The sequence below is a fragment of the Pseudomonas sp. GL_093 genome (assembly GCF_057837605.1).
On sequence record NZ_CM174448.1, the window covers coordinates 2536765 to 2555757 of the forward strand.

Sequence of the window (18993 nt, forward strand, 5' to 3'; positions counted from 1 at the left end):
TCAGTACGTGCTCTTTGTTGTCATGCTAGGGCGAAGGAAGCGGCCGTATCCCGGTTTGTTGAGGATCTTTCCTTGATCGAAAACGCTTTGGCCACGGCAGTAAGTAGTCTTGACCCTGGCAGTGAACTCCATGTTTTCGAATGAGCTCCACGTGACCGCGCTCAGGCTGATGGACGGGTCGTAGCGATAACGCTCTTGTGCCAACACCACAAAATCGGCGTCTTGACCAATCGCAAAATCACCTTTGCGGTCGTTTAGAAGAAAGTGCTTTGCGGGGTTGTGGCTGAGTTGTTGGACCACGAGCGAAGGGGCCAGGCCTCTGGCCATGGCACCGGTCCAGAACGCCGGCAGTAGTGTTTCGAGGCCCGGACCACCTGATGAGTTATGGAACACATTGGGATTGCCTTTGCGTTCCAGGCCCCAGCTGACGTGGTCAGAAGAAACGAAGGTGCAATGACCTTTGGCGATGTGATCCCAAAGTTTCTCGGTTTCTGCCTTGGGTCTGATGGGAGGGTAGTGCTTGGTTTTAGCGCCGAAGCGCCGCGTATGTTCTTCATGGTTGAGCATCAAGTACTGGATGCAGGTCTCGATACTCGCCTTGTGCCCGGCCTTGCGATACATCTCGCACAACTCGAAGCCACGACCTGTCGATACGTGTACCGGATGGGCGCGGGCGCCTGTTTGCGCGCCAATTTCATAAATCAAGGCAGTGGCGAGGTCTTCAACCAGGGGGGGATGAGCCCGAAGGAACGCATCCCAGCCGGTGTCATTGGCTTCGATCAGACGACTGATGTTTTTGCGAGTTAGTTCCTGCATCTGATTGTGCACGCCACACACCAAACCAGAAGGTGCGATCAAGGTGAACAACTCGGCCAACAGGTCCTCTTCTATTCGCGGGAAGCGGCCCGGTGCAGCTTCAAACGTCGAGAACTTGAAGGCACAGGCCCCGGCCTCGATCAATCCAGGTATGGCTGCCACCCCGTGGGTTTCATTGACCGTAGCGAATAAACCTACATCGACATGACAGGTGTCTTCGACCTCCCGGGCCTTGCGGATCAGTTGTTCAGCACAGGCCACAGGTTCAGGGTCGTCATAAGGCATGTCGACCATGACGGTAATACCCCCCGCAGCGGCGGCGCGGCTGGCCCAACCCAGGCCTTCCTGGTTGGCCTGACTACCCGAATGCACTTGACCATCGATTACACCGGGCAAAACCCATTGCCCCCGCTCATCCAGCGTTTCCCTGGCGGCTGGTGGCTCGCCGCTTCCACGAGCAGCAATGCGTCCTTCGCTCACGGCTAGCCAGCCGTTTTCTACTGTTTGCTGGCTGTCGACGATGCGTCCACGTACCACCAGATCAAAATCACTCATACATCAGCCTCGTCATCAGGTGAATAAGCTTTGAGCGAGTATCGACAGAGGATGACGAGCCAACCATGCAGCAAGTAGCAACTTCACTTGCAGCATTTGGCATAGTTCTAAGTCGCTCAGGTTTGAATAATTCGAGCCATACAAGGGGAAGCCTGCCAAAGGTGCTTCCGCATTAACCTCAGCGAGAGTGGCTCGACATGACTCAGCAAAAAGCCAAACAAATCATGGCTGCGCGTGGCAGTACTTTGCGATGCAAGGGATGGAAGCAGGAGACCATCCTGCGGATGTTGGAAAACAACCTGGAAAACGCTGAGGACGCTTCGCGATTGACCGTCTACGGCGGGATCGGCAAGGCCGCGCGCAACTGGGAAAGCTATGACGCGATCGTCGAGTCGCTCAAGGCGCTGGAGAATGACGAAACCCTGGCGATTCAATCAGGCATGCCGGTTGCCATTTTCAAGACCCACCGGTTGGCGCCCCGGGTGGTCATGGCCAACAGCAACGTGATCAAGGCCGACTGGCCAAAATTCTATGACCTGAGTGCGCAAAACCTGACAGCGTTCGCTTCGTATACCGCCGGCCCGTGGCAATACATCGGCAGCCAAGGGGTGATCGAAGGCACCTTCGAGACCCTTGCGCTGGTGGCAGACCGTCACTTCGACAGTGAACTGAAGGGCCGCATCTTCTTCACTGCGGGTCTGGGTGGGATGGGACGCTCGCAGCCATTGGCAATGAGCATGCACGGCGGCGTGAGTGTCACCGTGGAAATCCGCCAGCAGAGCATCGTCGAACGTCTTGCCGCTGGCTATGCCGATGTCCAGGCCGCTTCGCTGGAAGAAGCCATTGAAATGGCCGAGACCGCCAAACGCGAAGGACGAGCCCTGTCTATTGTGGTTCTCGGCAACATGGTCGAAGCCCTGGAACAGGCGCTCGACTACGGCTGGCGGCCAGACGTCGTCACTGAGATGTGCCCGTGCCATGACCCGTTCGCGCTGATTCCTGCCGGGTTGAGCCTGGAGGAAGCGGCCGCGTTGTTGGAAACCGACCGCGATGCCTACATGGCCACGTCACGCCAGTCGATGATCCGTATCGTGCGAGCAATGACACGTTTCCAGAAAGCGGGCTCGGTGGTGTTCGAGTACGGCACCTTCGTGCGCAAGGAAGCGGTGGATGCCGGGATGTCCAAAGAGGAAGCGTTTGCCTATCCGGGCTGTATTGCCGAGTACGTAAGGCCATTGTTTTTCCTCGGTCGCGGGCCGTTCCGCTGGACCTGTGTTTCCGGTGAAGTCTCTGACCAGACGCGTCTGGATGATCTGGCGCTGGAGATGTTCAAGGACGATAGTCTCGTCACTCGCTGGATCACCACGTCCCGTCACCGCTTGCCTGTAGAAGGTTTGCCGGCACGTATCTGCTTCCTCGGTTTTGGCCAGCGCCGAGCCTTCGGTCTTGCCGTCAACGCGTTGGTGCGTTCCGGTGAACTGACTGGCCCGGTGGCCTTCTCCCGAGACAACCTGGACACCGGTTCGATTGCCAACCCGGCTTTTGAAACCGAAAACATGCTGGACGGCTCCGATGCGATTTCCGACTGGCCTTACCTGAATGCTTTGCTCAACGTCTCGGCAATGGCCGATCTGGTGGCGATTCAGTCCAACGGCACCATGGGGATATCCGCCCATACCGGCGTGACCATGATTGCTGATGGCTCGGAAGAGGCTGATCTGCGCCTGGATGCGTGCCTGACGACGGACTCGGGCATTGGTGTCGTGCGCCATGCACAAGCCGGTTACCCGATGGCCAAAACCGTTTCCAAAGGGGAGGGGCCGTTGACCGACAACGCCATTCAAATTCCTCTCTGGTGGTCCCCTCAAGCCACCCAGTATCGCGGAAAATAGGAAATCGTCATGGCCCTTCTTCATTTGATCGAACAGGTCAGCGTGGTCGGCATGGGTCGTGCGGCCGCCCAGGTCGTGGATGTATTGATCGATGGCGATCGCTTCGTTGGCCTGGCGCCGCGAATCGATCTGTCGACGGTCAATCTCGACGAACGTACCGATGGTCGGGGCAAGTTACTGATTCCCGGGCTGATCAACGCTCACCATCATTCTCACGATCGTTTCGACAAGGGCCGTTTTTCCGGGATTCCGCTGGAGATCTGGATGGGCTTGTACAACCCGCCATCCTATCGACGTGGATGGACTGCTCGCGAGGTGTACCTGCGCACATTGCTTAACGGCATCGAGATGCTGCGAAGTGGCATCACCACTGTGGTCGATGACATTCACTTCGGCGGGCACCTGGAACCGGAGGTCGTGCATTCGGCGTTTCAGGCTTATTCGGATCTGGGCATTCGTGCAGACGTGAGTGTGGCGTGGTCTGACCGGCCGTTTCAGGAAGGTATCCCCTACCTGACCGAGCGGTTGCCCAACGAGCTCAAGGGCAGCGTGCCGACTCAGGCAGCGGATCGAGTGCTTGAGCATTGGCAAGAGCTAGCCCGCAGCTGGAACGGCCGAGTGCGCTTTGTATTTTCACCTTCCGGTCCACAGCGCTGCAGTGCCGACTTTTTGCAACAGACCTGGGCGCTGGCCGAGCAATACGACCGCCCTGTCCTGATACATCTGCTGGAAACCCGAATCCAGGCGCTCACCGCAGCGAAGTTCTATGGCAAGCCGATGGCCGCGTATATGGACGATTTGGGTCTTCTGACACCCCGTAGCGTACTGGCTCACGGCGTTTGGCTCTCACCTGATGAACTCGATCTTATTGCCAAAAGAGGCTCCAGTGTCGTGCACAACCCGGCCTGCAACATGAAGCTGGGAAGTGGGGTAGCGCCCATCGCCGAGATGCTGCGACGCCAAGTGAACGTCGGCCTGGGAACCGATAACAACAATGGCAATGACCTGAACTCGATGTTTGATGCCATGCGCCTGGCAGCACTCTCCAACGCACTTCTTGATCAAAGCGACGCCTGCCCGGTGGATGCGATGCAGGCGTTCAACATGGCCACGCTCGGTGGCGCCAAAGCCATCGGACGGGGTGCCCAGACGGGTTCGATCGAGGTCGGCAAGCAAGCCGATTTCTGTCTGATCGATCTCAAAACCAGTGCCTTCACCCCGCTCAATGACGCCTTGACCCAACTCGTCTTCTGCGAGCAGGGCAACTCCGTGCGTGACGTCTACGTGGGGGGGCGCAAGTTGGTGGATCAGGGACGCATCACCCGCATCGATGAAGAGGCACTGATGCTTGAGCTGATGGAGCGCATGCCGACCCTGCAAGGACGGGTTCGTGGTGGGCAGAGCGCCAGTGAAATCCTGCGGCCGTACTTGGAGGGCGCTTATCAAGACTGTCTGGACGACCCGCAAATGGAGGGCATGCGCCATTCAATCAACCAATTTGACCGATTCAGACTGGGCAGCAAACCGGTTTAGTTCGCTTCAACTCATTTACGAACAGCGAGAAAACACATGAACACACTACAAAAAATTGTCCCGGGCGAAACACGTATTTCTACCTGGCGTGCCATTTACAACGGGGCTCCGGCTCGACTGTGCGAAAGCGCTCGGGCCGGCATCGAGGCTGCCGCGAAGATGGTCGATACGCTGGTCGATAGCGGTCGCGCGGTGTATGGCTTGAACACCGGATTCGGCAAACTGGCCAATGTACGGATCAGCGACGCGGATCTTTGCCAGCTGCAAAAGAACCTCGTGATGTCACACATGACCGGTTACGGCCCTGCACTGGGTGCCGATGTGGTTCGTCTGGTCATGGCATTGAAAGTGGCCAGCTTGGGACGTGGAGCTTCGGGCGCGCAGTATCGCACCGTGGAGTTGCTCGAAGACATGCGCGAACGCGGCGTCATCCCGTTTATTCCTGCCCAAGGGTCGGTGGGTGCCAGCGGTGACTTGGCGCCTCTGGCACACATGACCGCAGTGATGATCGGCATGGGGCAAGCTTGGTATGAAGGTGAATTGCTCGACGGTGGTGAAGCCTTATCCCGTGCAGGCCTGACCCCCATCGTGCTGGCACCCAAGGAAGGCCTGGCGTTGATGAATGGCACTCAGGTATCGACGGCACTCGCGCTGACCGGCTTGTTTGCGTTGGAAAATGCTTTCATGGCCGCCATCGCGATCGGCTGCCTGACCATCGAGGCGCTGGCGGGTATTGCCAGTCCGTTCGACCCGCGTATCCAGGCATTGCGTGGTCATCCAGGGCAGATCGCCGTGGGTGCGGCGTTCAAGCGCCTGCTCGACGACAGCCCGATGCGCGCGATCTCGGAAGCCTCCGGGAAGGTTCAGGACCCCTACAGCATTCGTTGCCAGCCCCAGGTGCTGGGCGCGTGTCTGGATCTGATCCGCAACGCCAGTGTCACCCTGGAAATCGAAAGCAACGCCGCTTCCGATAACCCGCTGATTTTCGTCGACACCGGTGAAGTGATCTCCGGCGGTAACTTCCACGCCGAGCCGGTAGCGTTTGCCGCAGACATGTTGGCTATCGCCATTACCGAAATCGGCAATCTGTCCGAGCGTCGCTGCAACTTGCTGCTGGATCCGGCGTTTTCAGGTCTTCCACCGATGTTGACCGTCGACGCCGGACTCCACTCTGGCTACATGACGGCACATATTTCGGCTGCCGCCATGGCCTCCGAAAACAAACAACGCGCAACCCCGGCATCCATCGACACCATCCCTACAGCGGGCAACCAGGAAGATCATGTGTCGATGGCCACCCACGGCGCACGCCGTCTGCTGGAAATGACGCGTACCTTGCGCGGGATTCTCTCTATCGAGGCGCTGTGTGCGGCCCAAGGTCTTGATCTGCGCGGCGGCGAGTTGTACAGCGCGCGCCTGGCTCCGGTGATTGCCAGCATCCGCGGCAAAGTTCCGGCAATGAACGTGGATCGGCCAATCGCGCCGGACATGGCCAGCGTTGCCGAGTTGATCCGCAGCAGCGAGCTGGTCGAGGGCTGCCCGGATCTGAAAACACTGTTCTGAGTGCATCACCCATCGCCTGCCAGATCTGGGGCCGGCGATGGATAACAACAACCAAATCAACAACCCCTGAAGTCTGCCAACTACCTCATAGAGAAATAATCATGAACAAGAATCTCGTTGTAGCTTGTGTAGTGTTGCTCCTTTGCTCCACTGGAGCAAAGGCCGAAGACGTGCTGCGCTTGGGCGTGGACCCGACCTATCCACCGCTGGAATATCGTGATCCGCAAGGCGAGATGATCGGTTTCGATATCGAGTTGGGTAACGAAATCTGTAAGCGCATGGCCGTCAAGTGCGAGTACGTTCAAAGCAGCTTCGATGGTTTGATTCCCGGTCTGCTGGCGCGCAAGTTCGACGGCGTATTGTCGAGTCTGTCCATCACTGAGCAACGTCTGAAGCAGATCGACTTCAGCGACAAACTCTCCAACCCCTCCACACGCTTGGTTGCACGTGCCGGTTCTGGCATCTTGCCGACACCAGCCGGGCTCAAGGGCAAGACCGTGGGCTATCAGCAAGGCACTATTCAAGAGTCCTATGCCCGCGCCTACTGGAAAGTCCCAGGCATCAAGTTGCAGGCCTATGCCAGCCAGGATCAGGTGTACGCCGACCTGTTGAATGGTCGTATCGATGCCTCGTTGCAGGACGAAGTGCAGGCGAGCTACGCCTTTTTGAAAACGGATCAAGGCAAGGGTTATGAGTTTGCCGGGCCGATTATTGTCGACGCCAAGGTTTTGGGTAGTGGTACAGCGGTAGGCATTCGCAAGGAAGATCAGGACCTCAAACGCGGTATCGACAAAGCCATTGCCGGGATGCTGGCTGATGGTACCTATCAGAAGATCGCCAGCAAGTACTTCGATTTCGACATCTACGGCGGCTGACGGCACGGTTCGCCGACCATGACGGCTAGCCGTTCGTCATGGTCGGCCCCGCGTTGCCCTGTCCTGTTCACCTATTGCGAGTAACGCGCCATGCAATGGCTTGATTATCTACCCTTGATTGCGAAAGGCGCCTTGAGCACCGTCGAACTGGCGCTGGTAGCACTGGTGCTGGCTCTGTCTCTTGGGCTGATTACCGCTCTGGCAAAGCTGTCGGGCAAACCCTGGCTGACTTTTCCCGCCCAGTGCTACACCACCCTGATCCGTGGCATTCCGGATCTCGCGTTGATGCTGCTGATCTTCTACACCATCCAGATCGGGATCAACCAGGTCACCGACAAGCTTGCGTTGGGGCGTTTCGACATTGACCCCTTTGTCGCCGGCGTTATGACCCTGGGTTTTATCTACGGCGCGTATTTCGCGGAAACCTTTCGTGGCGCGTTTCTGGCCATCGATCGAGGTCAGGCCGAGGCCGCCAGTGCCTATGGGCTCTCGTCTCGGCAAACCTTTCAAAAAGTACTGCTGCCACAGCTGATCCGCTTCGCATTACCCGGCATCAGTAACAATTGGCAGGTATTGGTCAAGGCCACCGCACTGGTTTCGATCATCGGGCTCAGCGATCTGGTCATGGCGGCTCAGGAGGCGGGTCGCAGCACCCACAACACGCTGATGTTCATGGTGTTGGCCGGTGGAGTCTATTTTTGCCTGTCGGGCTTTTCCAGCTTGCTCTTGTACTGGATCAAGAACCGCTCTGCAGGTTGGGTACGGGAGGCCGAGCTATGATCGATCTCTTTCAGACCTATTGGCAGAGTTTTCTCTGGACCGATGGCCAGCAGTGGAGCGGGGTGGCCGTCACCTTGATGCTGTTGATCGTTTCAACCCTTGGCGGCTTTGCTTTGTCGATTCCTTTGGCGCTGGGCCGGGTCTCATCCTCGCGTCCCTTAAGCGCGGTTATCTGGTTGTACACCTACACGTTCCGGACCACTCCGTTGTACGTACAGTTGCTGATTATCTATAGCGGCTTGTACAGCTTGGCGTTCATCCAGAACACCGCTGTTCTCAATAGCTTTTTTCGTGATGCCTACTGCTGCACGTTGTTTGCGTTCGTGCTCAACGAATGCGCCTACATGACTGAGATACTTGTCGGCTCGATTCGTGCCAGCAGTCGGGGCGAAGTCGAAGCGGGCAGGGCTTTTGGCTTGAGTGCAACGGTACTTAATCTCAAGGTCATTCTGCCCAGCGCATTGCGACGAGCGCTGCCGGCTTACAGCAACGAAGTCATCTTCATGCTTCATGGCACCACGCTCGCGTTCACTGCCACGGTGCCGGACATCCTAAAAGTGGCCCGTGACGTCAACGCTGAAACCTATGCGACGTTCACCACCTACGGTCTTGCATCCCTGCTGTACCTGATGATCTCGTTCTGCATCATCGCCAGTTTCAATCGTGCCGAGAAACGCTGGCTCAGACACCTCAAGCCACGCAAGGCCAAAACAGCCGTTGAGCACTCCGTCCCCCTGATAAAAGAAGGCAGCCTGGTATGAATGCCCTGACCGTTGAAAACATCCACAAATCCTACGGCAACCATAAAGTCCTGCACGGTGTTTCATTGAGCGCCAAGCGCGGCGAAGTCATCAGCATTATTGGTTCCAGCGGCTCCGGTAAAAGTACCTTTCTGCGTTGCATAAACTTTCTCGAGCAGCCTGATAGCGGTCGAGTCAGCCTGGACAACTTGACCATCGATATTGGCGCGGGCAAACCGATCCGCCCGGACCGTCGTGCGTTGCAGGGGCTACGCACTCGGCTGGCGATGGTGTTTCAGCACTTCAACCTCTGGGCGCACATGACGGTGCTGGAGAACGTCAGCATGGCGCCGGTGCATGCGCTCAACGTCAGTAAGGAAGAGGCTCGTACCCGAGCGATTGTCTATCTGGAGAAAGTGGGGCTGGATGCCCGTTTCCACGACAGCTACCCGGCACACCTTTCCGGCGGTCAACAACAGCGTGTAGCGATAGCACGTGCCCTGGCGGTCGAGCCTGAAGTCATGCTGTTCGATGAGCCGACCTCTGCCCTGGATCCGGAATTGGTGGGTGAGGTGCTCAAGATCATGCAGGAGCTCGCACAGGAGGGTCGAACCATGATTGTCGTGACCCATGAAATGAGCTTCGCCCGCCATGCTTCAACCCAAGTGGTGTTTCTGCATGGCGGCAAGATCGAAGAACAGGGCAAACCTGAACAGCTCTTTGATAACCCGCAAAGTGCACGTCTGCGCCAGTTTCTTGCGTTAGACCTCAAGTGATCGATGATCCAATCGGCCGGAGAGTGGTCATGAAGAACACAGACTGGATCAAAGTGCCCGAGGCGATCTATGCCCTGAGACAGGATATCCATCGCCATCCTGAGTTGGCCTTCGAGGAGCAACGAACCTCTGACCTGATCGCTTGCATGCTCGAGTCGTGGGGTTTGAAGGTCCACCGGGGGCTTGCGGGTACCGGAGTGGTGGGTAGTTTGCGATGCGGTACCGGAAACAAATCCATCGGCTTACGGGCGGACATGGATGCACTGCCGATCCAGGAGCTTAACCAGTTCGATCATGCCTCCATCCATGAGGGGAAAATGCACGCCTGTGGCCACGATGGACACTGTGCAATGTTGTTGGCTGCGGCGTTTGAACTCGCGCGCACCCGACGAATAGACGGCACCCTGTATTTCATTTTTCAACCAGCCGAGGAAAGTGACGCCGGGGCCAGGCGCATGATCGAAGAGGGCCTTTTTGAACTGTTTCCGATGGATGCGGTGTTTGGCATGCACAACTGGCCCGGCCTGGGTGCGGGGCAATTTGCTGTTCATCCCGGGGCGATGATGGCATCCGACACGGAGTTTCGTATCCGTCTGTTTGGCAAGGGTGGACACGCGGCCTTGCCGCAGCAGTGCATTGATCCTTTGCAGCCCTTGATGCACATTGCCCAAGCTTTACAGAGCATCATCACGCGCAATCTGGACACCCAGGATCCGGCAGTCATTTCCGTCACATGCCTTCACGCAGGAAGTGATGAAAGTCTGACAGTCATCCCGGATGACGCCTGGCTGGGAGGGACGTTCAGGGCGTTTTCCCGTGATGCCATGACCTTGATTGAAACTCGCATGACGGAGATCGCCAGCGGCGTCGCCGACGCTTTCGGCTGCCGTGTGGAAACCTTGTTCAAATCCGACTATCCACCCCTGATCAATCACCCTCGCGAGACAAACATCTGCATCGAGGTGCTACGCAAACTGGCCGGTGAAGATCAGGTCATCACTGACGGCAAGCCAACCATGGCCGCGGAAGACTTTGCCCACATGCTCGAGCATAAACCAGGTTGCTATGTATTCATCGGCAATGGCGAGGGTGCTCATCGTGGTGTCGGCCATGGTCCTGGGCCTTGTGTTCTGCACAATGCGAGTTTTGATTTCAACGACGATATCTTGCCGATCGGAGCGACTTACTGGGTTCGCTTGGCTGAAACCTGGCTCTCGGACGGCACCCTGAAAAAACCGTTGGAGCAACCACGTTGATCCGACGCATGACACCTCTATAAACCCCATCCATTTGGAGACTCTATGAAACTGGTCAAAAGCATCCGCCTGAAAGTACTGCCCGAGCTTTACTCGATTTCTCGACTGGACAGCAAAGCCCCGATCCCTGTCTGGGCGGATGGTGAGGGTTTCGTGAACATCGCGCGCTCTGCCGATGAGCTGTCCATTGTTTGCCATCAGGGTCGCGTGCCTGAGGGCGTCAAAATCGATCGCGACTGGAGTTGCGTGCAGTTCGTTGGCCCCTTCGCGTTTGATGAGACCGGTATTGTTCTGTCTGTCGTTCGCCCGCTGAGCGAAGCCGGCTTCGGCGTGTTTGTGGTGTCCACCTTTGATGGCGACTTCCTGTTGCTCAAAGAAGACCAGTTCGCCGAGGGGCTTGCAGTGCTACGTGACGCCGGCCATCAGATACTGGACTGATCCCGTCACGCTTTTTTGTCGAGTCACTCATCAGCTGAACACTCCCACGTAAGTGTTCGGCTGACATGAGTTCATCTTCGTTATCTTCAACAGACGAATAGAGGGCTATCCATGTCGAGTCTTTGGACACCGGCTTTACTCGACCCTCGAATGACACCGGATCAGGTGCTCGTGCATGGCCCCGAAGGTTTTCTGGTGGGGCCGAAGGGACTGTTGTTCAGTTATGAATGGGTCTGCACGCAACGCCTGAAGGTCTTCGCTGAGCACGGCGTTGGCTTTTACGACGGCCAGCCGGTGCACCTATTGGAAGTCAGCCACTCTGATCCTGTACCGGGTTGTTCATGGCAGGCGCTGCGTCCACTGATGCTGGAGCGCGATCTCGAAACTTTCAAAATGCTTGGGTTTGCGGCTCAGATCGGCACATGGGCACGCCAGCATCGTTTCTGTGGTGCTTGTGGTTCACCGACTCAAGTGTTGGCTAATGAAAGGGCCAGTCATTGTGCAACGTGTGAACTGCATTACTACCCCAGACTTTCACCCTGCATGATCGTGCTGGTGACTCGTGGCGATGAAGTCTTGCTCGCTCGCTCTCCAGGCTTCCCCCCTGGGCTCTACAGCACACTGGCAGGTTTCGTCGAGCCCGGTGAGTCGATGGAGGAGTGCGTTATCCGTGAGATTCGCGAGGAAGTCGGGATTGAGGTCAGCAACATCAAGTACATGGCGAGCCAGTCCTGGCCCTATCCCCATTCGATGATGTTTGGTTTCCATGCCGAATATTCGACCGGTGAAATTGCTCCGCAAATGGAGGAGATCGAGGACGCACGCTGGTTCAATCTCAATGCCCTGCCACAGCTTTCGTCGCAACGTTCTATTTCGCGATACCTCATCGAGCTCTACCTGGCTCGCAGGCACTCGAAGCCAGATCCAGAGTTGCCGAGGTGATCATGGGGGAAATACCCCAAATTTTCTTTTATAGCGCTGTCGCGATGGCTGGCGAGAAAGAGGCAAATTCGATTCGCCAATCAGTCCAGACGCGATTGCTCACGGGGACGATAACCCTTGGGGATGCCATCCGACGGCTGCGTACCGAGGTCTCAAAACTGAGCCAGGACGACTTTGCCAAGCTCTGCAAGATCTCCAGGCGGACACTTGGGCAGATTGAGCTTGATCGTGGAAACCCGACGATGCAAACCATCAATCTGATACTGGAGCACTTTGGTCTGACGCTTTGTATACGGCTTTGCTAAAGGGGGTCAAAAGCTTTGGCCGGTATAGGCATTCCCTATGCAACGTACTGGCAACCCCCTATTCATCCCCCCTTTGAAAGGGCTGTCGGCAAGGACTTCGTCGTGGTGCCGTATACGCTGCGCAACAACGACATTCTGTTGATCGAAGGCCGCAATTATTCGCCGTTCCAGTTCCTGGAACAGATCAAGTTGGACTTCGATCAGCTCTACGAAGAAGCCGGTACACGCCGCCGCATGATGTCGGTCAGCGCCCATGACCGCATCAGCGGCTCGCCGCAGATGGTGAGGGTCTGGGACGAGTTTCTGCGTTACGCCAAGAGCCGGCCGGGGGGCGCGTTCATGCGCAAGGACGAGATTGCACGCTACATCCAGAACAGCCCGCTGACTCTGCGCGAAGCTGAAACAATATAAAAGCGCCCCGAGTTGTGGCCGTCATGTACCCCTCCGTATGACGCTATGCGAAATGAGCCCCGCGCGGGGCTCTGGTATTTTCCCCCTCCCTTCTTGCAATAAAGATACCGGTTGATTTTCAGAAACCATTCGGTATCTAATCAGCCCTGCGCTAGACAACCACCTCCTTTCGGAGTTGCTCCAAAACGTCGAGGCGCTGCGATTCATACAATAAAATTAACAAGAGGAAATGGCATGGGACGGTTAAGCGGCAAGGTTGCAATCATTACGGGTGCAGCAAGTGGGCAGGGCGAGGCCGAGGCCCGGCTTTTCGCCGCCGAAGGCGCCAATGTTGTTTTGACTGATGTTCAAGACAACGGCGAACAGGTCGCGGCAGAGATCGGAGAGGCTGCGTTCTTCATCAAGCATGACGTTTCGAGCGCCGAGGGTTGGACTTTGGTGGTCGAGGAAACACTGAAACGGTTCGGCCGGATCGACATCCTCGTCAACAACGCGGGCATCTACAGTCCCAATTACATGCAGGGGACCACACCGGGCGAGATGGAGCGCTATTTCCAGATCAACGTGTTGGGCGTGATGCTAGGCATGCAGGCAGTGACCGAGGCGATGCAAAGCACAGGCAATGGCTCGATCATTAACATCTCCTCGCTTTCGGCCATTCGCAATATTCCGGGGCAATTCGCCTATGCAGCGTCCAAGTGGGCGGTACGTGGGATGAGCGGTTGCGCCGCCGCCGAGTTGGGGCGCATCGGTATTCGTGTCAACGCGGTCTTCCCGGGCATGATCCAGACGCCGATGATCGCCAACAACCCGGCGGAAGCAAATGAAAAGTATCAAGCCATGGTACCGCTCAACCGAATCGCTGATCCGAAGGAAGTAGCCGAGGTCGTCGCGTTCCTTGCATCCGATGCGGCCAGCTATGTCAATGGCGCTGAAATTGTGGTCGATGGTGGGCTGCGACTCTAACGGTCTGCCCAACCACCAGTGAACATACCTGCTGCAGGCTTCGCGCCTGGAGTAGGGGCTGGTGGGAGGGCGCCTCCATTTCTTGCTCGGACCGGGTAATAGCGTGGTCACCTGTGCAATCAGTTATTAGAGGCGCTTCGGCGAAAAAGCTCGAGCGCAGAGATGGCTACGCCTCTTGCTGTCGGAAGACCAGGCTAGTCAATAACTGGTTGACGATACGACCCGCTTCAACGGGACCTGTATCGTGGGTGTTGCGTCGCTGGAGACTGATGCCATGCACCATGGCTGTCAGTGCGATGGCAAGATCGGTCGAAGGTAGAGGGCTTTTCGTGCCAGTGGCTTTGAAATACAGGTCGAGGATATTAGCCAGCCCTTCAGTCTGACGCTTATGCAGCGCGTCGTATGCGGCTGCGAACTCGGGATTACGGCTCGCATGAAGTTGTAACTCGACCGCCAACAGTGGGCACTCGCTGTCGGAGTTCATGGTCATCAGCCACTCGGTCACCCCTTCGAACATCCTGTCAGGACCTTTAGCCGTGAGCTGTGCCAATCCGGCCATGTCGCGCTCCATGTACCGCTCCAGCAGTGTCAAGAGGAGCGTTTCCTTGTTCGGAAAATTGGAGTAGATCGCGCCCTTTGAAAAGCCTGCTTCGGCGGCGATCAGCTCTAATGAGGCTCCACCATAACCGAGACGAGAAAAGACGTTCTCGGCTGCAGTCAGGAGATATTCACGTGTCTGGGCCTGCTGTTGAGGGCGGGTTAGGCGGGTGGGGCGCATGGGGGAATTGGGCTCTCCTGTCGTTAACGCGGGAATATAGCAGGAAGTCTGAGAATTCGCCTATCCAGCCTGTGCGTTGCAAATGCCTGGTGCCAGAGACAGGAACACGTCGCAAAAAAATAAAAAAACGCTGGCTGACGCTCCAATAAAGGTGTAGAAATTCTTTGCGGTATCCTAATACCAATAAGAATTCAGAATTGCCAAAACCTCATGGCGATCTGGCGCACTCGGCATTATTCAGGGCGATGCAATGAAAAGACTGGATGGCAAAGTAGTACTGATTACGGGCGCCGCTCGCGGCATTGGTGCGGAAATCGCTGCGACATTGGCGCGTCATTACGCCCACGTGGCCCTGACCGATATCGATCTGACCACCGCTGAACAGGTGGCAGCAGGTTTGCGTGATCGGGGCTTGACCGCAGAAGCCTTCCGTCATGATGTCAGCGATGCCGCGAGTTGGGATGCGGTGATGGCCCAGGTTCAGCAACGCTTCGGCGAGCTTGATGTATTGGTCAACAACGCCGGAGTGTTGGCGGTACAGCCGATCTGCGACACGAGCCTCGAACAATTCCGACAAGTCACCTCGATCAATATCGACGGCGTGTTCCTGGGGATCAAGGCGGCCTTTGTCGCCATGGCAGAGCACGGCGGTTCGATCATCAACATGTCCTCGATCGGTGGGCTGATAGGTGCAACCAACCAGATGGCCTATTGCGCTTCCAAGAGCGCCGTCAGGGCATTGACCCGATGCGCCGCGATTGAAGCTGCCAGTGAGGGTCTGGCAATTCGCTGCAACTCCTTGCTGCCGGGTGTGATCCATACGCCGATGACGCAGAGTCATTACGGATTTGGTGCCGGGCAGGGTGTTGAAGAGATGTTCAGCGCGCTGATCCCTTCAGGGCGTTTGGGTTTGCCCAGTGACGTCGCCAACGCGGTGGTCTATCTGGCATCGGATGATGCCGAGTACGTCAATGGCGCCGAACTGGTGATCGATGGTGGTGTGACCGCCGGCCCTGTCCGCAAGCCCGAGGTGCCGAAGTAAGCACCCCAGTGTCCTGAGAAACATCAGTTGCCAGCTGCGCAGGCGGGCACTGATCTACGAATTTCCTCGCAACTTCCAAAAACAAAAATACGAGTGAAACTATGAAAAACAAGGACCATTCCGGCGCCGTGCGCGCCGGCAGGCTGGGCGTCGCGTTGTGTCTTGCAGGTCTGGCCGCGAGCAACGCCGAGGCTGGCTCGTTTACCACTGAAGAGGGGATCGATGTTCGCTGGTCGCTCGGCACTTCGCTGGGTACCAGTTGGCGAGCAAGCAGCGCCGATCCCCATCTGATTTCCGTGGGAAATGGTGGTAAAGCCAGTGCTGGTAACGATAACGGCGATCTGAACTACGGTAAGGGTGACCGCTACTCAACAGTCATGAGTGTCCTGGGCGACATCGATATCAGTAAGGGCGATCTTGGCGTGTTTGTACGCGCCAAGGCCTGGGACGACTTCACGCTCAACAACAGTGGCGTGCCCCATGGCAGCTACGCCAACGGTTATGAGCATGGCGCAAGGCTGGACGACTCCGATTTCGATCACTTGTCCAAATTCTCCGGCGTTGCACTACTCGACGCCTATGTTTACAACACCTTCCAGCTAAGTGGCGATCATCCTCTGACCCTCAAGTTGGGCAACCAGGTCGTGAACTGGGGGGAAAGTCTGTTTGTACCCGGTATCAACCAATATGGTGCGTTCGACATCACCGCAGCCCACCGGCCCGGCGCTCAGGTCAAAGAAATCCTCCTCCCGTTGCCACAGTTGTTTGCCAGTTTCGGCGTAGCCGACGGCACCAGTGTGGAAGCGTTCTACCAGTTGCGTTGGGAAAAAACCGTTCTGGACGGCTGTGGCACCTACTGGTCCCCATCCAGTGTCGCCAACTGCTCGAGCAGCGGAACGCTAGTGGGCGCGGGGCCGTTTACCGACCGCGAAACCTTCGCCGGAATTCCTGCGCTGGGCGGAGCCAATTTCCAGATGCAGTTGACGCCTGACCGAGAGCCCCCAGACAGCGGTCAGTACGGCATCGCGCTGCGTCACCGAGTCGATGCGCTGGACGCTGATTTCGGGCTCTACTATGTGCGTTATCACACCCGCGTCCCTAACGTAAGCGCGACGCTGGTGCCCACCACGGTGCCTGGTTCGATTTGGTCTACCGACCCGCCGGGAGGCGTGCGCGCCGCGCAGCAGACCCTCGACTACGGCGCTGACGGTATCCATGTCGTTGGCCTGAGTGGTTCTACCGTCATCGGAGGTTGGTCAGTGTTCGGTGAAATCAGCCATACGTCTGGCCTGCCCGTGCAGATCAACGGTTCCGACCTGATTAACGGCCTTGTCTCTGGTATTGGCCCGCAGGCCCATTTGGCTGCCACTCCGGATGGCTCCATGGCGACCGGTTATGAGCGCAAATCCAAAACTCAGGCGCAGCTGTCGACCATCCAGGTATTGCCACGGATCCTGGGCGCCGAGGCCGCCACTCTGGCGGCGGAAGTGGTTTATCAGCACTGGAGTGGAATCGGCAATCCAAACGACTCGACCCGTTTCGGACGCGCCGCTGTGTTCGGTTCTGGTCCGGTCGCAGGCGTGTCGTGTACGGCGCTTAACCCCGATCCGAGCTATTGCGAAAACGAAGGCTTCGCCACATCCAACATCTGGGGTGTACGTGCCCAACTTGAGGTCAGCTATCCGGACGTATTCGCCGGGGTGAACGTCAAGCCGCGAATCTTCGTGTCGGACGACATAAGTGGCTACTCCGCTGATGGTTTGTTCAGTGAAGGGCGACGAGTGATCGCGCCGGGAGTGCGTTTCGACTACAGCGGCAAGTATTACGTCGACTTCAGCTATTCGCGTTTCAACCACGAGGCGAAATACGACGAGTTCCATGATCGTGACTTCTTCTCTCTGGTCGCTGGCATCAACTTCTAACCAAAGCAGGTAAAAGCATGGACAACAAAAGACTAAAAGGCGTGCTGGGTATCTTGGCCGTGGGCGCGTTTGTCGGGGTGACCCTCGGCGCGCATGCCGAAACCTCAGAGCAAGACCTTGCCCGACTGGGCAAGGATCTAACACCTGTCGGGGCGGAAAAAGCAGGCAATGCGGATGGTTCGATTCCGCCTTGGGAAGGCGGTTTGACCCAACCTGTGGCGGGATTCGATAACACCAAGGGGTATGCCAATCCCTACGCGGCAGAGAAGCCGCTTTACACGGTCACCGCCGCCAATCTGGCGCAATACCAGAGCCTGCTGGCGCCAGGGCAGATCGAAATGCTCAAGCGTTACCCGGACTACAAAATGAAGGTCTATCCCACCCACCGGACGGCCGCATTACCGCCAGAGGAATACAGCGATATCAAGACCGAGGCCGGGCAGGTCAAGGCGGTTGCAGGTGGTATGGGGTTGAACAATGTCTTCCTGTCAACCGTACCTTTCCCTGTGCCGAAAGACGGTTCGGAGGTGATATACAACCACGAATATCGTTACTACGGCTTGAGTACGGAGCGTGAGTTCGTCATTTTCCCGGTGCAGAGCAACGGCAATTTCACGCCGATCAAATGGGCCGAATCACGAACGACGGGCAAGGCAATACCTGACAACCCTCCTAATCAGATCACCTATTACAGGCAGCGCACGTTGAGCCCGTCCAACGTTGCCGGCGAGGCAGTTCTGCTGGTCGACGTCTCGGACCGTATAGCTGGAACGCGCAAGACCTGGACCTACAACCCGGGCCAGCGTCGCGTAATGCGCGCACCAGATGTGGCGTATGACACACCGCAATTCAACAGCGACGGGCTGAGCACCATCGACAGTTACGACATGTTCGGAGGCGCCCTGGATCGCTACGACTGGAAATTGGTGGGCAAGAAAGAAATGCTCGTGTCGTACAACAACTACGACCTCACTTCGAAGTCCCTCAAGTACCGCGACATCGTGCAGCAGAATCACTTGAATCAGGATCTGCCTCGCTATGAGAAACACCGGGTATGGGTGGTCGAAGCGCAACTCAAACCGGGGGTTCGCAGCATCTATGGTCGGCGCATGCTCTACGTCGACGAGGACAGTTGGGAAATCGTGCATGGTGACTTGTATGACACTCGCGACAATCTTTGGCGAGTCCAGGAAAACCACGCGGTTAACCTTTACGACGTCCTCGCCAGCACCACGGCAGGCCAAGTCGATTACGACCTGCAATCGCGTCGTGCTTTCGTGATGTTCCTGTCGAACGAAGAAAAACCTGCGGAGTACAAGGTCAAGCGAAATGCTGCCTATTACTCGGTGGACAACTTGCGACGATCCAGCAACTGATCGTGTAAATCGCCGTAGGCATATCCC

Annotated in this window: 18 protein-coding genes; 16 read left to right on the forward strand and 2 right to left on the reverse strand. The window is 57.0% G+C overall.

Annotated features, from left to right (window positions below; translation table 11 throughout):
• Nucleotides 1–1371, reverse strand: coding sequence for a hydantoin-5-propionate amidohydrolase (gene ertD, locus AC3IUE_RS11640; protein ID WP_489267491.1), 1371 nt, complete (start codon nucleotides 1369–1371; stop codon nucleotides 1–3).
• A gap of 197 nt (nucleotides 1372–1568) precedes the next feature.
• Between ertD and hutU the strand changes: the two genes are divergently transcribed.
• From hutU to AC3IUE_RS11705, 13 genes are all read left to right on the forward strand, one after another.
• The gene (hutU, locus tag AC3IUE_RS11645; protein ID WP_489267493.1) at nucleotides 1569–3263 is read left to right on the forward strand and encodes a urocanate hydratase; all 1695 of its coding nucleotides are present in this window, start codon (nucleotides 1569–1571) and stop codon (nucleotides 3261–3263) included.
• Between the two features lie 9 nt (nucleotides 3264–3272).
• Nucleotides 3273–4796, forward strand: coding sequence for an amidohydrolase family protein (locus AC3IUE_RS11650; protein WP_489267495.1), 1524 nt, complete (start codon nucleotides 3273–3275; stop codon nucleotides 4794–4796).
• A 36-nt stretch (nucleotides 4797–4832) separates the two neighbouring features.
• Entirely contained in the window at nucleotides 4833–6359 is a 1527-nt protein-coding gene (hutH, locus tag AC3IUE_RS11655) for a histidine ammonia-lyase (RefSeq protein WP_489267497.1), read from the forward strand.
• A 101-nt stretch (nucleotides 6360–6460) separates the two neighbouring features.
• Nucleotides 6461–7234, forward strand: a complete 774-nt coding sequence (locus tag AC3IUE_RS11660) for an ABC transporter substrate-binding protein (RefSeq protein WP_489267499.1) — start codon at nucleotides 6461–6463, stop codon at nucleotides 7232–7234.
• 90 nt (nucleotides 7235–7324) lie between these two features.
• Nucleotides 7325–8014, forward strand: a complete 690-nt coding sequence (locus AC3IUE_RS11665; protein ID WP_489267501.1) for an ABC transporter permease — start codon at nucleotides 7325–7327, stop codon at nucleotides 8012–8014.
• Entirely contained in the window at nucleotides 8011–8775 is a 765-nt protein-coding gene (gene hisM / locus AC3IUE_RS11670) for a histidine ABC transporter permease HisM (RefSeq protein WP_489267503.1), read from the forward strand. Before AC3IUE_RS11665 ends, hisM begins: the two co-directional genes overlap by 4 nt.
• The gene (locus tag AC3IUE_RS11675; RefSeq protein WP_489267505.1) at nucleotides 8772–9530 is read left to right on the forward strand and encodes an ATP-binding cassette domain-containing protein; all 759 of its coding nucleotides are present in this window, start codon (nucleotides 8772–8774) and stop codon (nucleotides 9528–9530) included. Before hisM ends, AC3IUE_RS11675 begins: the two co-directional genes overlap by 4 nt.
• Nucleotides 9531–9559: 29 nt before the next feature.
• On the forward strand, nucleotides 9560–10786 hold the full coding sequence (locus AC3IUE_RS11680; protein ID WP_489267507.1) for a M20 aminoacylase family protein: 1227 nt from the start codon (nucleotides 9560–9562) through the stop codon (nucleotides 10784–10786).
• Nucleotides 10787–10831: 45 nt separating this feature from the next.
• Nucleotides 10832–11224 (forward strand): ACT domain-containing protein, encoded by a 393-nt coding sequence (locus tag AC3IUE_RS11685; RefSeq protein WP_489267509.1) that lies wholly within the window; start codon nucleotides 10832–10834, stop codon nucleotides 11222–11224.
• Nucleotides 11225–11335: 111 nt separating this feature from the next.
• On the forward strand, nucleotides 11336–12166 hold the full coding sequence (gene nudC, locus AC3IUE_RS11690) for an NAD(+) diphosphatase (RefSeq protein ID WP_489267511.1): 831 nt from the start codon (nucleotides 11336–11338) through the stop codon (nucleotides 12164–12166).
• Between the two features lie 44 nt (nucleotides 12167–12210).
• Nucleotides 12211–12471 carry a helix-turn-helix transcriptional regulator gene (locus AC3IUE_RS11695; RefSeq protein WP_489268801.1) on the forward strand — a complete coding sequence of 87 codons (261 nt, stop codon included), beginning with the start codon at nucleotides 12211–12213 and terminating at the stop codon, nucleotides 12469–12471.
• Between the two features lie 102 nt (nucleotides 12472–12573).
• The gene (locus AC3IUE_RS11700; RefSeq protein ID WP_489267513.1) at nucleotides 12574–12882 is read left to right on the forward strand and encodes a hypothetical protein; all 309 of its coding nucleotides are present in this window, start codon (nucleotides 12574–12576) and stop codon (nucleotides 12880–12882) included.
• A 234-nt stretch (nucleotides 12883–13116) separates the two neighbouring features.
• The gene (locus AC3IUE_RS11705) at nucleotides 13117–13848 is read left to right on the forward strand and encodes an SDR family NAD(P)-dependent oxidoreductase (protein ID WP_489267515.1); all 732 of its coding nucleotides are present in this window, start codon (nucleotides 13117–13119) and stop codon (nucleotides 13846–13848) included.
• Nucleotides 13849–14014: 166 nt separating this feature from the next.
• On the opposite strand, the gene AC3IUE_RS11710 is transcribed toward AC3IUE_RS11705, so the two are convergent.
• Nucleotides 14015–14626 (reverse strand): TetR/AcrR family transcriptional regulator, encoded by a 612-nt coding sequence (locus AC3IUE_RS11710; protein ID WP_489267517.1) that lies wholly within the window; start codon nucleotides 14624–14626, stop codon nucleotides 14015–14017.
• A gap of 250 nt (nucleotides 14627–14876) precedes the next feature.
• On the opposite strand from AC3IUE_RS11710, the gene AC3IUE_RS11715 reads away from it, so the two are divergent.
• The 3 genes from AC3IUE_RS11715 (at nucleotide 14877) to AC3IUE_RS11725 (ending at nucleotide 18966) form a co-directional block, all read left to right on the forward strand.
• Nucleotides 14877–15668: an SDR family NAD(P)-dependent oxidoreductase gene (locus AC3IUE_RS11715; RefSeq protein WP_489267519.1), complete on the forward strand. Its 792-nt coding sequence runs from the start codon at nucleotides 14877–14879 to the stop codon at nucleotides 15666–15668.
• 101 nt (nucleotides 15669–15769) lie between these two features.
• A complete protein-coding gene (locus tag AC3IUE_RS11720) occupies nucleotides 15770–17590 on the forward strand; it encodes a DUF1302 domain-containing protein (protein ID WP_489267521.1) in 1821 nt (606 codons plus the stop codon).
• Nucleotides 17591–17607: 17 nt separating this feature from the next.
• Complete coding sequence (locus AC3IUE_RS11725; protein ID WP_489267523.1) at nucleotides 17608–18966, forward strand: DUF1329 domain-containing protein; 1359 nt, start codon at nucleotides 17608–17610, stop codon at nucleotides 18964–18966.
• Nucleotides 18967–18993 lie beyond the last annotated feature (27 nt).